The 21,220-nt window shown below is 26.3% G+C and carries 7 protein-coding genes, 5 tRNA genes and 1 pseudogene; 4 read left to right on the forward strand and 9 right to left on the reverse strand.

The window, feature by feature from the left end; all coding sequences use genetic code 11:
• Nucleotides 1-142 precede the first annotated feature (142 nt).
• A pseudogene (gene metG, locus ERCIPICE3303_RS02805) lies at nt 143-1,789 on the forward strand (methionine--tRNA ligase); the annotation flags it as partial.
• 1,052 nt (nt 1,790-2,841) lie between these two features.
• Here metG and folA read toward each other — a convergent pair.
• Nucleotides 2,842-3,321, reverse strand: a complete 480-nt coding sequence (gene folA, locus ERCIPICE3303_RS02810; RefSeq protein WP_157991317.1) for a type 3 dihydrofolate reductase — start codon at nt 3,319-3,321, stop codon at nt 2,842-2,844.
• 1,008 nt (nt 3,322-4,329) lie between these two features.
• On the opposite strand from folA, the gene ERCIPICE3303_RS02815 reads away from it, so the two are divergent.
• Nucleotides 4,330-4,402: transfer RNA gene (locus ERCIPICE3303_RS02815), tRNA-Ala, on the forward strand.
• Nucleotides 4,403-6,643: 2,241 nt separating this feature from the next.
• On the opposite strand, the gene lpxK is transcribed toward ERCIPICE3303_RS02815, so the two are convergent.
• Together lpxK and msbA are read right to left on the reverse strand one after the other, a co-directional pair.
• Nucleotides 6,644-7,645 (reverse strand): tetraacyldisaccharide 4'-kinase, encoded by a 1,002-nt coding sequence (lpxK, locus tag ERCIPICE3303_RS02820; RefSeq protein WP_157991195.1) that lies wholly within the window; start codon nt 7,643-7,645, stop codon nt 6,644-6,646.
• Nucleotides 7,614-9,359 carry a lipid A ABC transporter ATP-binding protein/permease MsbA gene (msbA, locus tag ERCIPICE3303_RS02825; protein ID WP_157991318.1) on the reverse strand — a complete coding sequence of 582 codons (1,746 nt, stop codon included), beginning with the start codon at nt 9,357-9,359 and terminating at the stop codon, nt 7,614-7,616. The genes lpxK and msbA overlap by 32 nt, the downstream gene beginning before the upstream one ends.
• A gap of 520 nt (nt 9,360-9,879) precedes the next feature.
• Between msbA and tsaB the strand changes: the two genes are divergently transcribed.
• On the forward strand, nt 9,880-10,575 hold the full coding sequence (gene tsaB / locus ERCIPICE3303_RS02830) for a tRNA (adenosine(37)-N6)-threonylcarbamoyltransferase complex dimerization subunit type 1 TsaB (protein ID WP_157991196.1): 696 nt from the start codon (nt 9,880-9,882) through the stop codon (nt 10,573-10,575).
• A 287-nt stretch (nt 10,576-10,862) separates the two neighbouring features.
• Here tsaB and ERCIPICE3303_RS02835 read toward each other — a convergent pair.
• The 6 genes from ERCIPICE3303_RS02835 to proP all read right to left on the reverse strand — a co-directional run bounded on the left by ERCIPICE3303_RS02835 (nt 10,863) and on the right by proP (nt 19,019).
• Nucleotides 10,863-10,938 (reverse strand) — tRNA-Trp (locus ERCIPICE3303_RS02835).
• A 1,848-nt stretch (nt 10,939-12,786) separates the two neighbouring features.
• A tRNA-Glu gene (locus ERCIPICE3303_RS02840) sits at nt 12,787-12,862 on the reverse strand.
• 955 nt (nt 12,863-13,817) lie between these two features.
• Nucleotides 13,818-14,642, reverse strand: a complete 825-nt coding sequence (gene murI / locus ERCIPICE3303_RS02845; RefSeq protein ID WP_157991197.1) for a glutamate racemase — start codon at nt 14,640-14,642, stop codon at nt 13,818-13,820.
• Nucleotides 14,643-16,899: 2,257 nt separating this feature from the next.
• Nucleotides 16,900-16,976: transfer RNA gene (locus ERCIPICE3303_RS02850), tRNA-Arg, on the reverse strand.
• A 4-nt stretch (nt 16,977-16,980) separates the two neighbouring features.
• Nucleotides 16,981-17,073, reverse strand: a tRNA-Ser gene (locus tag ERCIPICE3303_RS02855).
• A gap of 515 nt (nt 17,074-17,588) precedes the next feature.
• Nucleotides 17,589-19,019 (reverse strand): glycine betaine/L-proline transporter ProP, encoded by a 1,431-nt coding sequence (gene proP / locus ERCIPICE3303_RS02860; protein ID WP_157991198.1) that lies wholly within the window; start codon nt 19,017-19,019, stop codon nt 17,589-17,591.
• 1,612 nt (nt 19,020-20,631) lie between these two features.
• Here proP and rpmE point away from each other — a divergent pair.
• Nucleotides 20,632-20,844: a 50S ribosomal protein L31 gene (gene rpmE / locus ERCIPICE3303_RS02865; RefSeq protein WP_157991199.1), complete on the forward strand. Its 213-nt coding sequence runs from the start codon at nt 20,632-20,634 to the stop codon at nt 20,842-20,844.
• Nucleotides 20,845-21,220 lie beyond the last annotated feature (376 nt).

A 21,220-nucleotide genomic window follows, 5' to 3' on the forward strand; every position in this document is an offset into this window, starting at 1 on the left:
TATCTAAGATTGTTAATCTATACTAAAATAATATGCATTATTAATCAGACTCTATTTTTTCTATTAGAAGTTTAGTTTACGAAGACGAAATAATCAGTTACTATCAGATCTTGGTATTTTAAAAGGTATGATAAGTCTTACTATGATCCTAATCTCGAAAAAAATATTAGTAACATGCGCTTTACCGTATGCGAATGGTTCGATCCATCTCGGCCACATGCTTGAACATATACAAGCAGATATCTGGGTTCGTTTCCAAAAACTACAAGGTAATCAAGTGTATTTTATTTGTGCTGATGATGCACATGGTACACCCATCATGCTCAAAGCTAAAGAAATAGGAATAGAACCAGAAAAAATGATTGAACAACTCAATCAAGAGCATAAGGATGATTTTTCTGGTTTTTATATTAACCACGACCATTACGATTCTACTCACAGCAAGGAAAATCGTGAATTCTCTGAAATGATTTTTTTGCGCTTGAAAGAACGTGGATTTATTGTTACTCGTACTATTTCTCAGCTTTACGATGAAAAAATTAAAATGTTTTTACCTGACCGATTTGTCCAAGGTACTTGTCCTCATTGTAAATCAATAAATCAATATGGAGATCATTGTACAGTATGCTCATCAATCTATACAGCAACCGAATTACTTGATGTAAAATCAGTACTTTCTGGTACAACACCTATTCTTCGTGAATCTAAACACTTTTTTTTTGATTTACCACAGTTTGCGACTCTGCTAAAAAGTTGGACTAGTTCTGGCACACTACAAGATGAAGTATTGAATAAACTAATAGAATGGTTTCAATCTGGATTAAAACAGTGGGACATATCACGTGATCAACCATATTTTGGTTTTGAAATACCTAACGAACCAGGAAAATATTTTTATGTCTGGCTAGATGCTCCTATCGGATATATATCTACATTTAAAAATCTCTGTCATCAGAATCCAAATATTAATTTTGAAGATTTTTGGAAAAAAGATACCGATACATACCTCTATCATTTTATTGGAAAAGATATCATTTATTTTCATAGCTTATTTTGGCCTGCGATGCTTGCAGGAAGTAACTTTCGTCTACCAACTCAAATCTTTGCACATGGTTATCTCACAATCAATGGTGCAAAAATGTCTAAATCGCATGGAACCCTTATAAAAGCTAGTACCTGGCTGCAATATCTAGATGCCGATAGCCTTCGATATTACTATGCCTCTCGACTATCCTCAGGTATCGAAGATCTTGATTTAAATCTTTTAGACTTTATGCAGCGCATTAATAGCGATATAGTTAATAAAATTGTAAATCTTGCTTCCCGTACCGCTTCTTTTATTAACCAACGATTTAACAACACCTTGTCGGAATATACTTCTGATCCAGAAATATATCAAGTATTTATTAATACATCTCACAATATTGCTCACTTTTGGCATACTCACGAATTTCACAATGCTATACGTAAAATTATAGAATTAGCTGATATTGCCAATCGTTATATTGACACCAAGGCTCCATGGATCTTAGCTAAACAAGCTAACAAGTCTTCTGATCTACACGCTATCTGTTCAATGGGAATAAATTTTTTTCGCATACTTATAACGTGCCTTAAACCGGTTATGCCATTACTCACTAAACGATCTGAAGATTTTCTCAATTATAAATTGACCTGGTCTAGCATTGAAAAACCACTTCTGAATCATCAAATATCTACATTTACAACCCTATATGAACGTATTAACATTAAGCAAATTAATAATCTACTTTCTGCATCCTCAGAAAAGTCTGCTCTAATAAAAGTAAAATAGAAATACTAGTGATCTATGGATCCTTGTTTATCATTATATTAAAGATCATCCAATCATTCATATATTACAATGCGTACCTTTCAAATTAATGAATAAAATTCAATAATTAAATCTATTAATAGCGATAGAATAAAATTATTGAAATAATAAAAAATCTAATTTTTACATGAGAATCCCTTTTTCATAGTTTGTAAAAAAACCAACTACCTTTTTGGTCTGAAATAGGATTTATTATTTTTTTCAAGAAAATTGAAAAACTATTCTCATAACATTAATATCATAATGTAATTATGATATAATTACCTTTTTGATTCATGAGATACCCTACCTCCTAACTCACTATAAGACTATCGATCTTTTTATAACTACAGAATCACAATATATAAATAATTTACAATTATATAAAATATATATTAAGTTATTCTCAAAATAACCAACTAACTAGTTTTACATTCTAATTTCAATACATAGGTTTTATTATGCAGTCTATGTTCTATTTTTAAATATACCGATAATTCAATTAAAATTTCATAGAAATATAAATTACCTATATCTAAAAACCTCTCCTTTACCAGGAATTGTAATAACTTATTATGTTATTATTAAAAATAACGAATTTAATTTTTAAAAATCAATATAAGACTTGTAGATAAATCTAATAAAATTCAATAACGAAAAATAAACGAATAAATTCAAATACTATTAACTTTTAAACAAATCACAAATACGAAATTAAATAGATAAGAAATACTTAAAACTAAGTAAATAATGATAAGTATAAATAATAACAATATCATTTTTCATTAAAAAAGAAAAAATCTAGACATATTAAATAAAGATTAATTTATATTTTAAAAATCATGTATCAATTCAAATGAATTACCTTTATAAGAAATTATTTATCATGATACAATTAATTATTGTTATCGTATAAAACCACTCCATAAAAGTATTCGTAAATCGACATATATATTAAAGAACTATCCATTCTCGTACTACTACATCTTATATCTCGTCAATACAATATATTAACGACGTACAAGAATCTTAAATACTAACCTATAAGGATTATCATTATCAGAGTCTACAACCTGACTAAAAATTATCTTCCATTTTTCTAGATTATAGACCGGAAAATAAATATCTCCTTCTACTTCTGTATCAATATAAGTAAGGTATAAACGTTCTGCTTTTGGTATCATTTGTTGATAAATACTGCCACCACCAATGACCATTAGCTCTTTCTCTGTTTTAACCTGGGTCAATGCTTGTTCAATAGTAACAACCGATCGGACTCCTTCAATATCTAGATGTTGTCTACTTATGACAATATTTAATCGCCCTTCTAAAGGAAGGGCGATAGACTCCCATGTCTTACGGCCCATAAGTATAGGTTTATGCAATGTCATTACTTTAAACCATTTGCGATCAGCTGGAAGATTCCAAGGAATCTTATTCCTCAACCCAATCACACGATTAACTGAAATAGCTGCAATCAGACTAATGATCATACTATAAAAACCAAATAATAAACTATTATCTTACAGAGCTTGCGCTTATAAAAGAATCTGTAATCAGATCTTATCTTCTACTACACCCTAACCTGTATTATCTTTTTGACTTTGAAAAAATTATTTTTGTTTATTTTTATATCTTCTAATCTATTTTAGTTATATTTATAAATATTTTATCTCTACTAGTAATGAAGATTTCTTAGATATATTCTATTAGGAATTTATTCATCTCAGAATCAATACAAATAAGATCCGACTGTTTCGCATAAAGCAAGTTTATTCTCTAACTTATAATACCTATAATATATAATGATATATTTTTATAATTAAAAAATGACAAGAATACAGTGAAGCTTTATAGTCATACAAACAAATCACATACATAGATTTTAGAAAATTATTCTAGCACAAAATTTATCTATCTATATTAGATAGAAATTAAATAGAAAAACTAAAACTATTTTACAATTTACTTACATTATGCCTTATAATTGAATCTATTAATTAATAACACATAAAAATAAGTTAGATTAAAAATCTATATTTTCTAATAGAAGAATTGAATCTTAATTTATTAAACAATATTATTAAATATATTAAGCTACTCTAGCGTAAAATGCGATCCTTGTTATAAAAACCTTTATCTTTATAAAGATAACTTTATAAGATTTCAAAAATAAGATTTATAATATAATTAAATATAAAATAATATTATATTCAAGATTATTACTAATGGTTTAATTAAAAAATTACCTTTATTTATCATAGTCTAGAATGTAGCATACGATTGTAACTGATTAAACAAACAAAAATTATTGATAATAGACATATCAATAAAAATTAATATGTCGATAAATTAAAGAAGAAATCTGCCTAAAAGCTGATCTTCTTATCTTCTTAATAAAATTATAGTTTGTATAAAATTGAATATATTAAATTGACGAAAAACAATATATACACAATAATGTGAATTATGTATAATATCAAAATTATTAAAATAAAGGGGATATAGCTCAGATGGAAGAGCGCTTGCATGGCATGCAAGAGGTCAGCGGTTCGACCCCGCTTATCTCCAAAATATGATTAATATCATGATTTTTAACACTCTGATCGAAACTCTAAATAATATTGGATTGGTTCAGCATATGTGAATACCTATTAGGTTTAATGTCTAATAGAATTCAATTCTAATTTTCTAGAATAAAGCTAACAATAATCAAAATATATATCCTATTATTATATGATTTTTAATAATTTAAATCTAAAAATAAATCGTAAAACTAAGTATCATTAAAAAATAAAATAAAGTAAAAATTATTTTATAAACCAACTAATAATCAATAAAAACTTTTTATTCTAATACTGATCCATTTTAGATGCCTATGCTTTTCCCAAATCGGTGAATATTAAGATAAAAATAATTGATACAAATAATCATCTCTATAAAACTAATAACATAATAATACACTAATATATAATATATAGTTTTATTTCCAAATGAAAAACTAATATTCCATTAGAATTAAACATAATCTAAGAAAATAATACAATTCATGATATAAGTGAGATGATCTTAATGGAAAACTACAATATTAAAAATTTCTAAGAAAAATAATAAAAAATAAAAAATAAAAAATAAATTAAAAAAGAAAAAATTTATGACATATAATCTAAAATCCTGATCTAAATCAGATAACAACTAAGCATCAAATATAATAACGTTAATAAAAATCGAAATTATACAAACAATATGAATAAGTTGTAATACCATCCATCCTTAATCATATTCAAAGTCAATAGTAAAAAAGAATAATAATAGATTATGAAATGTATTAAAACAATCAGATGATTATCAAATATTTTTGATAATTATCATTTTATCTTATAAAACAACTATCTAATTAAGATAGAAGTAAACTTCATTAAAATACAAAATGATATTTAATAAATAAAAATAAAATTATTACAAAATGATAACTTAATTATATATTGTCTATCAATCTTTATTGAAACATTTTGTTTACTGAAAAAGAAAACTTCTCATCCAACTAAACACATATAATACAAACATAATTTAATTATCATCACTTAAATACGAAATTAAAATAATCTAATCTAACATTAGTTATATTTTTAAAACATTGATTTCTCTTTATTTAAAATAAATAGTTATTTAAATTTCATAATCAACATCCACCTTCTCACTTTTTATGAGTATAAACAAGTAAACTTTTTACATAAAACTTTTCATACTCGTATTGCAATACTTCTTTCTTTAATATATATGATTGTATCATGATCTTTAAAACAAAATATTATTACTTATTACACGATAAGAAATAGTATTATACATATTCAGTTTTATGATGATCAGTGTATATCGAAAATCAAATAATTTCTGTCAAATAATTAAAATTAATATTAGATCTAGTTTCTCGATAAAATAAAAATCTAATTATTTTAAATATATCACAAAATGTAGAAAAATTTTATCAAAGAGAGGAAATAAACCTCCACTTTTAACTTAAACTTTCATTGTCTCATCTATAAACCTATAAAATAATCGTGATTATTTTAATCAAGTTTAATAAATTTATATCTCTACATAATAAAGTTTAATATTCATTGAAAAATATTAATATAATTCTTTATATGTCTGAAGATAATATCTAGTATTTATTTTATTCTTGACTATAAATACAAAAGATTGATCACTGTAAATAAATAAGTATATTAAAATACATTTATACTTAAAAATATCTAATTTACTAAATATCTAAATTATAAAGTAATTACAGTCTATCAAATAAAATAAGTTTGTCTTAAAAAATGAAATACTTAAATCAACATAAAATATTATAAATTAGATTACCCCTTACTCTTATTCTTATTAAAATAAGATAATTATATACAAATAATAGAAAATTAATCATCAAATACTCTTTCTGATGAGCTTTGCACGCTCTAATTATAGAATTAAAGCCTTATCTAATCTTCCTTCTTTGTTTCAATCATATTGGTCATCACCTTTAGTGACCTAGAACAAGCAAACTATCTTCTAGATTAATAATAAGTAAATCATATTCACTGTAATATTTAATTTAATCTAAACATATGATCCTGATCATACCGATCTTTCTTCATAAACAAGTTACAATTTCAAACACTGATTACTTTTTATATGACAAAATTAAAACATAACACACACTCAAACTACACTTAAATAAATGTGAATTATTTTTATATACACATAAGCTTCTACCTAATGAAATTATATATTTTCAAAATCTAGATACTTATGATACTATTCTGAATATTAAATTAATGTTATAATTAAAGACAGTAGTTTTTTTGCTTCTAATGGCGACAGAACAGCATCTACTGGTAAATACCACCAATTATCCTGAGCAAAACTACGTACTTTAACTGCATCCTTTTCAGTCATGAGTAAAGACTGGTCTCTAGAAGTTAGAGGGCATAAAATTTTTGCAGTATAGCGTTGATGATCAACAAACTCTACTTCCTTCATTAGCTTTACACCTTTTTTCTTCAGACTATTGAAAAATCTCTTAGGATATCCAATACCAGCCATTGCTACTACATTGTTTAACTTCACTACTGAAACACGTTCTCCAGAACACAAATTCACAGCTAAATTAGATTGCAAACACATACCTATTTCACCTGGAAAAACTCTACCACCATTAGTTATTTTCGCTGTCACACTACGCAATCGACCCTCTCGCTCACGCATTGGACCAGCTGGAAGCCACCATCCATTACCAAATCGTCGCTCACCGTCAATAACTACAATCTCAATATCACGAGCTAACGCATAGTGCTGTAACCCATCATCACTAATAATTACATCTACCAAAGAATGAACTAATACTGCCTTGACTGCATTTCGTCTTATTGGAGACACTGCCACTATCGCTTTAGTTCTCTGATAAATTAATACAGCTTCATCTCCAGCCTCATTTGTAGTAGTATGTGGACCCACTATCAATGGATTAGATCCCACCGTTCCTCCATAACCACGTGCAACAACACCCACAGAAAAACCTAGATCTTGTAACGCTAAGACCAACCAAATAACTAATGGAGTTTTTCCAGTGCCACCAGAAGTAAGATTCCCAACCACTACCACAGGAACAGAAGAACGCCATGCTTTTTTCAAACCAAGAAGATAACTTAAACGTATAGCATTAGTTATTAATCCATAAATTAGGCTTAATGGTAATAATAAGTAACCGAAAATACTATATTCAAAATGAATAATATGACTAACCAAATTGCATTTTATAAAGTTGCGCATATACACCAGGTTCAGATAATAAATTATGATGCGTACCGCGTTCCACAATCTCCCCATCTTCAACGACAATAATTTCGTCAGCATTCTCAATACTAGAAAGACGGTGCGCAATTACAAGAGAAGTACGGTTTTTTTGTAGCTCATCTAGCGCTAACTGAATAGAGCGTTCAGATTCAGTATCAAGAGCCGAAGTAGCTTCATCTAAAATTAGAATCGGACAATCACGCAACATTGCACGAGCGATAGCAATCCGCTGACGTTGCCCTCCAGAAAGAACTACACCATTGTCTCCAATTAATGTATCCAGCCCATGATCCATTTTACTAATAAACTCCATTGCATGTGCGATTATGGCCGCTCTCTTAATATCATCCCGACTGTACTTATCTTGACAAGCATAAGCAATATTATTTGCTACTGTATCATTAAATAAATGAACATTTTGTGATACTAGCGCCACCTGACTACGAAGTGATCCTAGTTTATACTCACGTAAGTCAAGACCATCTAAAAAAATATTCCCACACTGAATATCATAAAAACGAGTCAGTAAACTTGCAATTGTGGACTTTCCAGACCCAGAACGACCTACTAACGCCACAGTTTTTCCAGCTGGAATAGTGAGACTGATATTCTTTAGTGCAGGGCGCTCGCGACCAGGATAACTAAAGGTGACGTTACTAAATTCAATTAAACCCAAAACACGCTCTACACTATATTTACCCTGATCTATTTCTTTTTGACTATCAAGAATAGAAAACAACGTTTGACATGCTGCCATGCCGCGCTGAAAGTGAGAGTTTACATTTGTTAGAGACTTAAGAGGTCTCATTAACCCCATCATGGAGGAAAAAACTACAGTAATAGTTCCAGCAGTCAATGTCGCTGTTACACTAGGGAAGCTAGCAACAAAAAGAACAAATGCTAATGCTAGTGAAGCAATCAATTGAATAATTGGATCAGAAATAGAAGAGGCGGAAACCATCTTCATTCCTTGTTGACGCATACAGTTACTAACACGGTTAAAAGATTTATTTTCAATATCCTGACCTCCAAAAATTAATACTTCTTTATGTCCTTTGAGCATTTGCTCCGCACTTGTTGTGACCTGACCCATCGTATTCTGCATATTTTTACTAAGAATACGAAAACGCTTAGATACAGTACGAATAGCTAGTGATACAAGAGGAGCTAATACAATTAGAATTAAAGATAATTGCCAGCTATAGTAAAACATAAGTATAAAAAGTCCAATAATCGAGGCTCCTTCACGCACTATAGTAACTAAGGCGCTAGAAGAAGAAGAAGCAACGTGCTCCGAGTCGTAAGTAATACGAGATAATAGAGCGCCAGTAGACTGTTGATCAAAAAATGATACAGGCATACCCATCATATGATTAAATAAACTACGACGGATCTTCATAACCACATTACCAGATACCCATGAAATACAATAACTAGAGGCATAACTTGTAACACCTCGTAATAGCATTAATGCAATGATCACTATAGGCATCCATAATAAGACTTTATTACCTGTCTTTCCAAAACCATCATCAAGTAAAGGTTTTAAAAGTGACAGCATCAAAGTATCACCCATAGCATTAAGGATTAGTGCAATAGACGCGACAATTAATCCTAATTTATATGGTGTAATAATCGGCCATAACCGATGGAATGTTCTCCAAGTAGAAAAGTTTTGATCTAGATACATAATGTAACCAGCGTTAGTTGAAATAGAACGAGTCGTTCTAAACGGCATCCCTAGGAATATAAAGCTACTTCTGATACCAGCAGGTTATTATTTTCTGTTAGGGCAGGGTATTTTATAGCACAGTAATCTCTGGATACCCGATTCCTTATACAAAAATAAAATGAAAAAGAATAATCCTAATTTTCTAAAGATCTTAACATATCCTTATTCTCAGTATATGATGAAAATACCAGTCTATTAATATATAATTCTGTCTTTTTCTTCTAAAAAGAAAATACTACTAAATAAACACTAGACTAAACTAGAACTCTAACAACTCCGCACATGCTAATATGAATCACATACTTTTTATAGCTATTATTATACAATTGAATATAATTCATAAAATTTTCTATAAATATTTAATCAAATACCAAGATTTACATCAAATTAACCCATTAATAAACAACTATTAGAACGTAGAACTATTCGATCTATATAATAAAAACAACCAAGCTTTACTTGAAGAGGTCATATCTGAATGCGCATATTAGCACTTGAGACAACAGCAGAAGCTTGTTCAGTTGCACTACTTAATCAAAAAAATCAGATTTCTTACTTTGAACACTGTTTTAGAAAACATGCGCAACGTATTCTTCCATTAATAAAGAAAATTTTAGAAAATGAAGAAGTTACTTTAAAAAAAATAGACGCGATCGCTTTTAGTCGCGGACCTGGTAACTTTACTGGTGTACGTATTGGAGCAAGTATTGCACAAGGTCTAGCATTAGGTTCTAATATACCATTAATAGGTATTTCAACCCTTGAAATTATAGCAGAACGTGCGTGGAGAGAAGAAGGTGCTCAGCGAATCCTAGTTGCAATGAACGCAAAAATAGGTGAAATTTACTGGGCAGAATATCAACGAAATCTGCAAGAATCTTGGATAGGAGAGAATACTGAAGCAATATTAAATATTGAAACCATAGTAAATCGGATAAATAATCTCAGTCAAACATGGACCTGCGTAGGTTCAGAATGGATGAATCGATCAGAATTAGTAGCAGTCTCCTCACCAACGCTCATAAAAACGAAAATCACACTGCCACACGCAAAAGACATCTTGCCTCTAGCTAAACAAATATTATCGGAAAAAGTGAGTTCTAAAATAGAAGACGTAGCTCCAAGATATTTACGAAACATCGAGCTCTATAAAAAAATTACGACCACTCCATAGTTTCAACAGAAATATTTCTTATATCATCTCAAAATTACTATGATAAATCAATTAATATCCACATGATAAATACGAAATAATCTTCGTTTAACAATTGATAACAATTCTAAATTGTAAAAGACATATTCTTCTTCTTGAGACATCCTTATATATCTATAAACAATTAAGAATACAAATTAAATATATATAAAATGTAATCCATTTGATTTCAAATTAATCCTATAGACACGTTGTTCTATAAAAACATAGTAACCACGCTTATTCTTTACATTACACAGATCGTAATCTGGCAGGGGCGGGGAGATTCGAACTCCCAACTACCGGTTTTGGAGACCGATGCTCTACCAATTGAACTACGCCCCTATAATTTAAAAACCTTCATTAATCAATGATCTTGAGCCTATTTCAGGCTATAACTAATGAAGCACAATTCTACCTTCCTAACAAAAAAATAAACTTTAACTAACAAGATGCTTATCATCAAGACCTTATGTTCGATAAACATATTTTATTGAAATTTTAAATAAATATGAATTTTAATCTCCATGTCATGGATTAAATGTTAATTAAGTAGAATTTTTGATATTAATTTTATTCGATGATCAATAATGACTACACCAAAACCCTTTTAGATTTTATTAAGATATCATAATAAATTAATTGAATTAAATCCATCTAATCTACACGATGCAAAATCAATTTACTCACTACTTTATAATTTAAGATCAAATAATTCAAATATTACATATGAATTTCCATTTCATGAAATACAAACTGAAAGACGCACAATATTATTTTTTATCTACATATATAATACTATATATAGAAAAATAAATCCTATCTAAAATTATAGATATAATCCACTTTATCTTTTTACCACAAAAAATCATTAATGTTCAATCAAAATCTTCAGATCCTGAAAATATTTATTCTATAAAGACTGAATAACCTCTAACCTATTTCATTAAAATACCTATCATGTATGTCTTGATTTTACATATATTAGCTTATCATCAATAAGAAAAATAAAAAACACAAGACATTGATCTACTTATCAATACAAAAATATATAAAGACGATTATTAATATAATATCTCAACTCTTTATAATCAGACCAATATAATCTAAATTATAAAAATAATATTATCTTTATTAATTTTAATAAAAATTAAAACTACTAACTTTAATTATATATATTCATTAAATATTAAATATTATAAGTAGATAACAATCACTCTATATCAAATAATCCATATACTTTAATAAGTTTAAATAAAATGTATTCTCTATTATCAACAATATGTTAGATAAATAAATACTAGCTCCTATATAAAAAACTCGTAGAGTGTTATAGATCACTTGTTATAAAAATAAAAAATAACTATACATCATAAATACTACCTGTATAATCTATTTTACTTCTAATAATCTTCTTATATGTTATGCATGCATAATACACATGATCTTGTTATACTCAATCAACAAAAAATAATATCACACTGATTTTATAAACTACACTATTACTTATTAATAGTTTCTATTATCTGTAATAATAGAAACATTCTCCTTAGAAGATTATATGAGAGATTTAAAATATATTTAAATGATACTATAATAACTTAATTTTTAGCATTATTCTATATTCAAATTCTTCCTATAATTTGTAAATAATATTTTGAAAATATATCAAAACATTTATCATAGTTCTCAACTAGATAAAGAATATAAAAAAAGTTTCTAAAGACTTTAAAAAATAAAAGTATATAAAACTGCATTGATCAGTCTTATGTGAAAAAATAATTAAAAAAATAATGAATAAAACGAACTATTAATTAATAATAATCATGATTATTTTCAATATAAATGTAATGTATATTTTATTTTGCATTATTAAAGTTGAAGTGACCTCTCTAAAAAATTACTACTAAAAACTTACTAAAAAATAAATTTGAATAATATTCAATATCATTCATATATCTATCTGATTTAAAGATAAAATCTTCTTTTATTAAAAGAAATTTAAATTATAAAATTACTATCATTTAGTAAAACTACATAGACTTTTAATTGTATAAATTATTAAAAAGTAGAAATAGAATAACTATCTCATAAAAATATGGCACAATAATCAATTCCAATATAGTCTATAAGACTAATAAAGTTGTCTTTACTTCATCATCAAAAAATATAACTTACTATTGATAATATCCTTGGTGTCCCCAAGGGGATTTGAACCCCTGTTACTGCCGTGAAAGGGCAGTGTCCTGGACCTCTAGACGATGGGGACTATTCTTAAATTATTTTAAATTTACTTCTAATATATCTACTTGCTCTCTATATTCAATCATTAAAATTATTTTTAATAGAAAAATGATATATCCGATCAAATAAATTATACAATACCAAATTTTTAAAACTGCATTATTTTACTCAATACTTATAATTGACCTAATATCGATTTCCACTTGATTTATCGTTAGAACAATCCACACAGCACTAAAATTTAATATCCTAACCCTTATACGATTAATAGATAGATATAGAAAATCTTATCATAAGTAAGAAACATGCTTTCATTCTTATCTACCTAATCGATTTCTATCGTATCCTAATAATGAGTAATGATTCTCAATAAAATACTAATTTTATTAATGATAGTTCTTATCTTTATAATCTATTATGTTATAGATAAACTTATAATATACTTTATAAGTTAACAAATATTTTTAAATAAAATAATTTCTTAATGTTTAAAACACTAACTTTTCTCTATTCACTTTAATATATAGACTAACATAAAAGAATAAACCTTCATACTGTATCGTAATTAGACATATAAATTATAATCGATAGAAGATGCTTATTTCTCATTAAACATATATACCCTATAGTTATAATTATATTATAATACAATGTCATTGCACTGATCTCGTAATCCAAAAAATCAAACAATATAAGATCTTAAAATTTATCATAACACTTTTCTTCTACTTAATACAATAATATTAATTATAAAATAAAAATCGATCTCTTCTTAGTTATTAACTACTTGATATGAAGTTATTATTAATGTTTAATCAATCAAACTTACTTTTCTCATTTTTTAATGATGAGAAGTTCAAAACTTGATTTTAACAGATTCCTATCTTTATATCAATATACTACAATCAAAAATCTAAAAAACTGTAGAAATAACTATTATCTAATTATAGTACAAGTTAATGAACAATAACTCTAACTCTCTAAAGTTTTAGTATTTTAAGAGTATTAAACCCAAAACCTCTTAAAACAGGTGCCAACTTTATAGTTTTTAAAGTACTTTTCATACATAAAGCTATGTTCTCAGATCTTGAAATTGGTATAGATAAACCATTCTCTATAAACCAAGCAGCACGACGAGCTATAGCCATTCCCGAGTCAATAAATAATGTTCCTTTAGGCAACACTTGCTTTAATTCCATAGTAATAAAAGGAAAATGAGTGCATCCTAATACTATCGTATCAGGAAGATTATGCATAGAAAGCAATGGCTCTAAAATGACTCTAATTTTTTCTATTGAGACTGGAAAACCATGTAATTTATTTTCAACTAAATCTACTAATTCCATAGAAGCTAGCATTTCAATGTGACATTCTCTAGAAAATCGAGATACTAAGTCATGTGTATAAGAACACTCGATTGTTCGACGAGTAGCTAATAAACCTATAATACTATTTCTACTTAATTTCACAGCGGGTTTAATTGCAGGAACTACTCCAATAACTGGAAATAAAAAACGAGCACGTAAAGCAGGTAAAGTCACAATACTAGCTGAATTACATGCAATCACAGCTAAAGCTATAGAATAGCTATTAGTGATTGCTGTAATAATAGATACAATACGATCAATAGTAAATTCTGCTGTTTTTTCACCATAAGGGAATCCCATATTATCAAAACAATAAAGATAATGTACATCTGGAAGTAATATGCGAATTTTATTATAAATAGATAAACCGCCTACTCCAGAATCTAATATTAAAATAGTTGAACCTGATTTAATAGGGAACATATGAGCTTCTGGCATAGTCTATAAAAATATCCTCATAAATTATGTCATAATTTTATTAAACATATAACTCATGTTGCCAATCTAATACAAGACAATACATTAATAGATCGTTTAATATGCATTAACTAAAAATAAAAAAACACTGATCATTACTACTGTCAACTACAGTTGAAGATGAATAAATAATACCATAATACATCACTATCAATAATTGAATATATTGTAAATACACTAATCTTATATTTCTATTTTAATAGAAATTAATTACTATCTATAAAATAATATTAATTATCATTAATAAAATTAAGATTAAACAATAATAATCAATACAAAGGTATTAAAAATATTTCTAATAAATAGAATCTCTATAGTAAATACTAACTAAATTACGCTATTGAATCAGATCATTCTTTTTTTAAAATAATCCATCATAAACACTACATCAAAGAACATATTCATATAACTAAACATATCATAGATGCCGTTCTTACAACGAACGAATAACCATTTTAACTAAGAATACATATGCAATGATCTAGTAATAAAAATATACAAACCTCAAATAAAATTTTCTCACTATAATTTATTCATTAAAAAATCATTTATGAAATATTTTCAAATAACATGCTACTGATTCATTGATAATCAATAATAAAAATTTTTTATTATACAAAACAAAATACACGCACTAAAAAATATAAAATAGAATGATAACAGAGTATTATTTTTAAAAAATCAACTTATATCTTACTATTGATTCTATTAGAAATATATATCTCGTAACATGAAATCATCATCTTGTAAATTTATTTTTGTTAAAAAAATCAATTAAGACTTAATCTATAATTAATAATTATGTAATCCTATAAATTAAAATTAAACTATAGAAAAGATGAGCATCTAATGTAAAATGCTACATTTTATTGAGAAGATTTTTGAAATATACTATTATTGTACTATAACAATCTTTTTTTCTAAACTAGATTGATAGTATAAGTAAAACATACTTAAGATAAACAAATAAAAAATGAGATTATACAATGTAGATCACACTACAGTTTTAAAATATTAAGTATCTATCATGATCTTCTAATATAAGATATCTTCAACGTTAAACTAAATATTTTTAAAATCATTATACCACATTTATAATAATAAAAACTATTTTATAATCTGCATTAATATTAATTATTACAGAATAGATAATAACACCATATAGTTATATAATTATATACTCTAATATCTCTTCTAATTCTGATATCATTTGACCATATTTTATTAATGAGAAATATTCTCATCATTCATTTTATAAATCCTGTGTACTAATCACTTATAATTCTATATTATTATATAATACACCCTAATAAATAACTTTTTCGTAGTAAAAAGTATAGAACAAAAAACATAAAATAAGATTAATTCTATCTAATTAACTATATCATATCATAATTACACAACCCTACTAAACTCTATCTTAATGCAAATTATAAATCTTATTTTAAAAAATAATACTAATTCTATCATAAAGTTAAAACTTATTTAATATACGAATCTCAATATAAAGAACGTTTACTAACTATTTTAGAAAATCATAATTTATAAACATGCACTATAATAAATCCCTTAGTTCAATCAAATATTATCTGACTTTATCTTATCTTTCTTCTCTTCTTCTTTAAAAAAAGTCTCTTATAATCATCTTTATCATTCATGATAATTGTGTCTATTCCTAAAAAATCAAAAACAAATTTAAATATCCATTTATATATATAAAAATTATATACTAATAATAATATATATTCCTAATCAAAATCAATAAATAAACGATTAAAATACACATCAAACATCACCTATACATATCATAAATTTGTATTTACTGTATATTATTATAATAAAAAATATATCTTCAATCAGTTATATAAACAGAAGAAATTACATTTCAACTATGCTAATAAAAAAATCACATTAATAAATATATGAAAATAGACATTCTATTAGAATATGATAAAAGAGTTAATACAATGATAAAATTAACCTAATATATTTCTAACCTAGAATATTCATCTTTTCTACCATTAATAAAATGAATATTTCTATCATCATTATTAATCTATTTAGATTTTACAACAAATATAATAAATATACGACTACATAAATTATATCTGTTCAATCATCTTAATTAACTATAAACATCACTTTATATACTATAAAAATATTAGATTATTTAAAAGAAAACTAACACTGATTTCAAGAATAAAAACCTATCATAAAATGGTGCATCCAGGAGGATTCGAACCTCCGACCGCTCGGTTCGTAGCCGAGTACTCTATCCAACTGAGCTATGGATGCAAAGTGGCGATGAGACGGGGATTCGAACCCCGGATGCAGTTTTTAACCACATACTCCCTTAGCAGGGGAGTGCCTTTAGCCACTCGGCCATCTCACCGTATATTAAATCTTATATATTAAAATTAGATTTATAACAATATATTTAATACAAATTACAATCATTAATATGATAATGAGATTAAGCTTACAAGTCAAATCCTTTCTCAAAACTTAAAATAATCATAATATACACAAATCAACATTATAGATTTAATAATATAAAGATAATATTTTTATTTAAACAACAAAAATCATTTCATACAATATTTCAAATTTAATTAAACTATTTATTCCTTGGCATAAACACTATATATTTAATCATATATATCTATATAGAATAAACAATGCATATAAATCAAGATTAAAATTGTTCATTCTTAGTTAAATTTTTAATATAAAAAATTAAGATAAATATCTTGAGATTTAATATTTTAAAAAATCAATAATTAATAAAATGATATTGCAATCATAAAAGATATATTATCATGATAATAAGGTTCTTTCTTACTCGATAATAAAGATTAGATTCTCTATCTATAAATATTTTTTAAAAAATGCAAGTTATAAGTAAAATTATCTAGCATTCTTTTTTGCCCCATGATCACAAATCTCTAAAGAATCTGAATCTTCAGATAAAAAAATACCTTTAAAATCAGCGCTATGCAAAGATACATTAGCAGTTTCTTTCATAACAATTCCAGTAAAAAGACCAATTACTGATACTGTCATAAGACAATAAGCTGGAACATAGAGATCTCCAGTTACCTCTACCAACCAAGATAACATAGCTGGTGTTAAACCAGCTGCTAACATTGCAATATTAAAAGAACTAGCCAATGCTCTATAACGTATAGAGGTGGGAAACATCGCCGGTAAACTGGATGCTATAACACCAGTAAAACTATTAAGAATGATTGCTAATACAAGAAAACCAAAAAAAACAACACTAATTCTTCCGCTATTAATTAACATAAAAGATGGTATAGATAAACATAATAATGCGATACTTCCTATTATTACTAATGGACGATGACCAACTTTATCACTCATCAATCCAATAACAGGTTGTAAAAACAACATAACTAACATAACCAAACTAATTATTATTAATCCCTCATCTTCATCATAATGCAAATGATACGATAAATATCCTGGCATATAAGTTAAAAGAACATAATATATAACATTCGTTGTAAGAACTAAACCCATAGAAGTTAAAAAACTTTTCCAATATTTCATTACAATCTCTTTATAAAAGATCTTTAACCCCTTCAACAAATCCTTATAATTATTTTTTTCTATTGTTTTGATATACCTATAAAATATAGGAGTCTCATCTAGTTTGTAACGCAAATATAGCCCGATCAAGCCTAAAGGTATCGCCATGAAAAATGGAATACGCCAACCCCATTCTAAAAAACAGGCTTTACCAGTAAAACTTGAAATAGCAATCACTACTCCAGCCCCTAACACAAAACCAGAAATAGAACTAAAATCTAACCAACTTGCTATAAATCCGCGATTATGATCTGGAGCATATTCAGAAACAAAAATTGCAGCTCCAGCATATTCTCCCCCTACTGAAAAACCTTGTAACATTCTACACAATATAAGAAAGAGAGGAGACCAAACACCAACTACAGAATAAGAAGGAATAAAACTAATACAAGCCGTGCTAACTGACATAACTATAATGGTTATTGAAAGTATTTTTTGACGACCATACCGATCTCCTAACGCTCCAAATACTAACCCACCAAATGGACGAATCAAAAAAGGAATTGAAAAAGTTGCTAATATAGCAGCTCTTTGAATAGATGGGTCAGTGATAGGAAAAAAAACTTCTCCTATCTCGCTAGACATAAACCCATAGACTCCAAAATCAAACCACTCACAAGCATTACCCAAGGAAGTAGCAATAATTACTTTTAGCAATCTTACCCTATCAATAATATTAATATCTTGTTCTCTAATAGAATTTAAATGCTTGTGGTGTAATTGCATTTATGATATCCATATAATATTTTTAAATAGATATAAAGTCTGTGGAAAAATTAACTTCTCTACAAAAAGAGAATATGTTATCATTAACATTATGTAATCTTAGATATTAACCTTTCATTCAAGATTAAAGATCTATAAAAATAGATATACCATTTCATAAAAGATTATCAGAAACAACCACGTTCTTACATACCATCTCATATATTCATTATTATTAATAGAATTATCTTATTAGATATTGTCTACCATTAAGATGACTTGATCTTGATCATGCCAACTTTTTTAAATAAAAAATAACAAACAACTAAAAAGTATATTTATTTAAAATAAAATAAAATACAATTATTAGAAAAACATATAGAACTATTCTAAGTCATCTCTTTAAGTAGACTCTCTCATCATATCTAAACACAATACTTTACTGTTATATAAAAATTCTTATATTTAACAGAATCATTCTTAGATTATAATAAGAAGATAGGAAACTAAAGAAAATTTCCTCTAAATTAAATTATTAATATAAAATATATTAATCACACTCAATTCAAGAATTCCATATTTTTAATAAAATATATGATACAATTATAGATATCATCTATAAAAAATTTATTACTGAACAAACTACTACTCTTCATTCTACTAAGAAATACAATTGTCTCCCTTATTATTATATCTTTTTAATTTATTATCACTAATATATAATCTAGATTAATCATTGATACCACTATAATTATATCAATATATACTAATATTTTATTAAAAATATTAATTCTTCAACAATCAACGATATATACTAGATATAATACGGTACTATCGTATATAATGAAATATCAATTAAGTAACAATATTACCTTTTTATAGAATTCATACTCTTTTCAGAAGAAAACAAAACCATCTAAGATAACATCACCTACAAGTCACTACTCTATAAGTAGTATAAAAATAATATTCTCTGTAAAAATGAAGAATCATTAAATAGATTCTATCTTGGTTCACAAGATAGTTTAACTTCTATGCAATCTTAAAAAATAATCATAAACACCAACACTCTCCTCTACAATGAGCCTACTACTCACATCACATCATTTAAGACAAGGATTATCAAAATATGATCTTACTAGTTAGTAACCTTATTGTTTTAAAAAATTTTAATATCTTATTTTTTCTAAATCTAAATAACAGTGAATAGGATTAAAAATTTAGTATTTATAATAAACTTAAAATATACATACATCTCTAAGTTATCAAAAGAATTAAAAAAGATAATAAAAATTATACAATAATACTGATCTTTTTGATAAAAATTCTAAACATGACATCTAAATCTTCATTAATCCATATCAAAACTTTGTTCTAATCTAAATAAAAACTGTAAAATTAATAAAAACTTCTTCTGAATCAAATTATATTAAAACTGTTTTATTACAATCCATTGCAATCAAAGAGTAATAGTAATATACTTAGAGTTCTTTTTAAATAATTAAATATCTAGTAATTAATTAATGATAAATAGATTTTAGATAAAATACTTCAATGTCTTTAAGATAAAATAAGTAATTGAACTTAAATTACAAACATATAACTAATCTTAGTATTATAGAGCTTGATATTTATGAAAAAAGATATACATCCAAATTATACCACAATCACCGCCAAATGCTCTTGCGGACAAGAAATTAAAACTCGATCTACATTAGGTCATGATTTAAATCTTGACGTATGCAACTCTTGCCATCCATTTTATACCGGCAAACAACGTGATGCAGCAAAAGGTGGTCGTATTGATCAATTTAATAAACGTTTTAAAATTCCAAATAAAATATAAACTCGATTATTATACATTGATAAGAAAAATAAAACTAACCAATATATTTTATATTTACTTCTAAAAGAATTGATTTAATTTTTTTTAAATTAAAATCACTCTACTTATCTAACAAAAAAAAGTAATTTTCATTTACTATTAAAATGAATACTTATATCTGATATATATATTATAATATAATATATATATCTAAATTTTGTACATATATCAAAAAGATGAAATAAATAGTATAGTATACAGAAATATTAACAATCACATTAAATATAATTGAAGATGTGTTATACTAATACAGTATACATGCTCTTCATTGTTCTATCTAATAATATAATCAGTCTTTAAAAAATCCTTATAACTATCGATTAACACATTAAACAAA

The organism is Candidatus Erwinia haradaeae, assembly GCF_900699015.1.
Lineage (GTDB): Bacteria > Pseudomonadota > Gammaproteobacteria > Enterobacterales > Enterobacteriaceae > Erwinia_E > Erwinia_E haradaeae_E.

Excerpts from the sequence above, each read along its gene's own strand:
- lpxK (WP_157991195.1), bottom strand. The coding sequence starts at position 7,645 with ATGCGCAACTTTATAAAATGCAATTTGGTTAGTCATATTATTCATTTT.
- msbA (WP_157991318.1), bottom strand. The coding sequence starts at position 9,359 with ATGTATCTAGATCAAAACTTTTCTACTTGGAGAACATTCCATCGGTTA.
- tsaB (WP_157991196.1), top strand. The coding sequence starts at position 9,880 with ATGCGCATATTAGCACTTGAGACAACAGCAGAAGCTTGTTCAGTTGCA.
- murI (WP_157991197.1), bottom strand. The coding sequence starts at position 14,642 with ATGCCAGAAGCTCATATGTTCCCTATTAAATCAGGTTCAACTATTTTA.
- proP (WP_157991198.1), bottom strand. The coding sequence starts at position 19,019 with ATGCAATTACACCACAAGCATTTAAATTCTATTAGAGAACAAGATATT.
- rpmE (WP_157991199.1), top strand. The coding sequence starts at position 20,632 with ATGAAAAAAGATATACATCCAAATTATACCACAATCACCGCCAAATGC.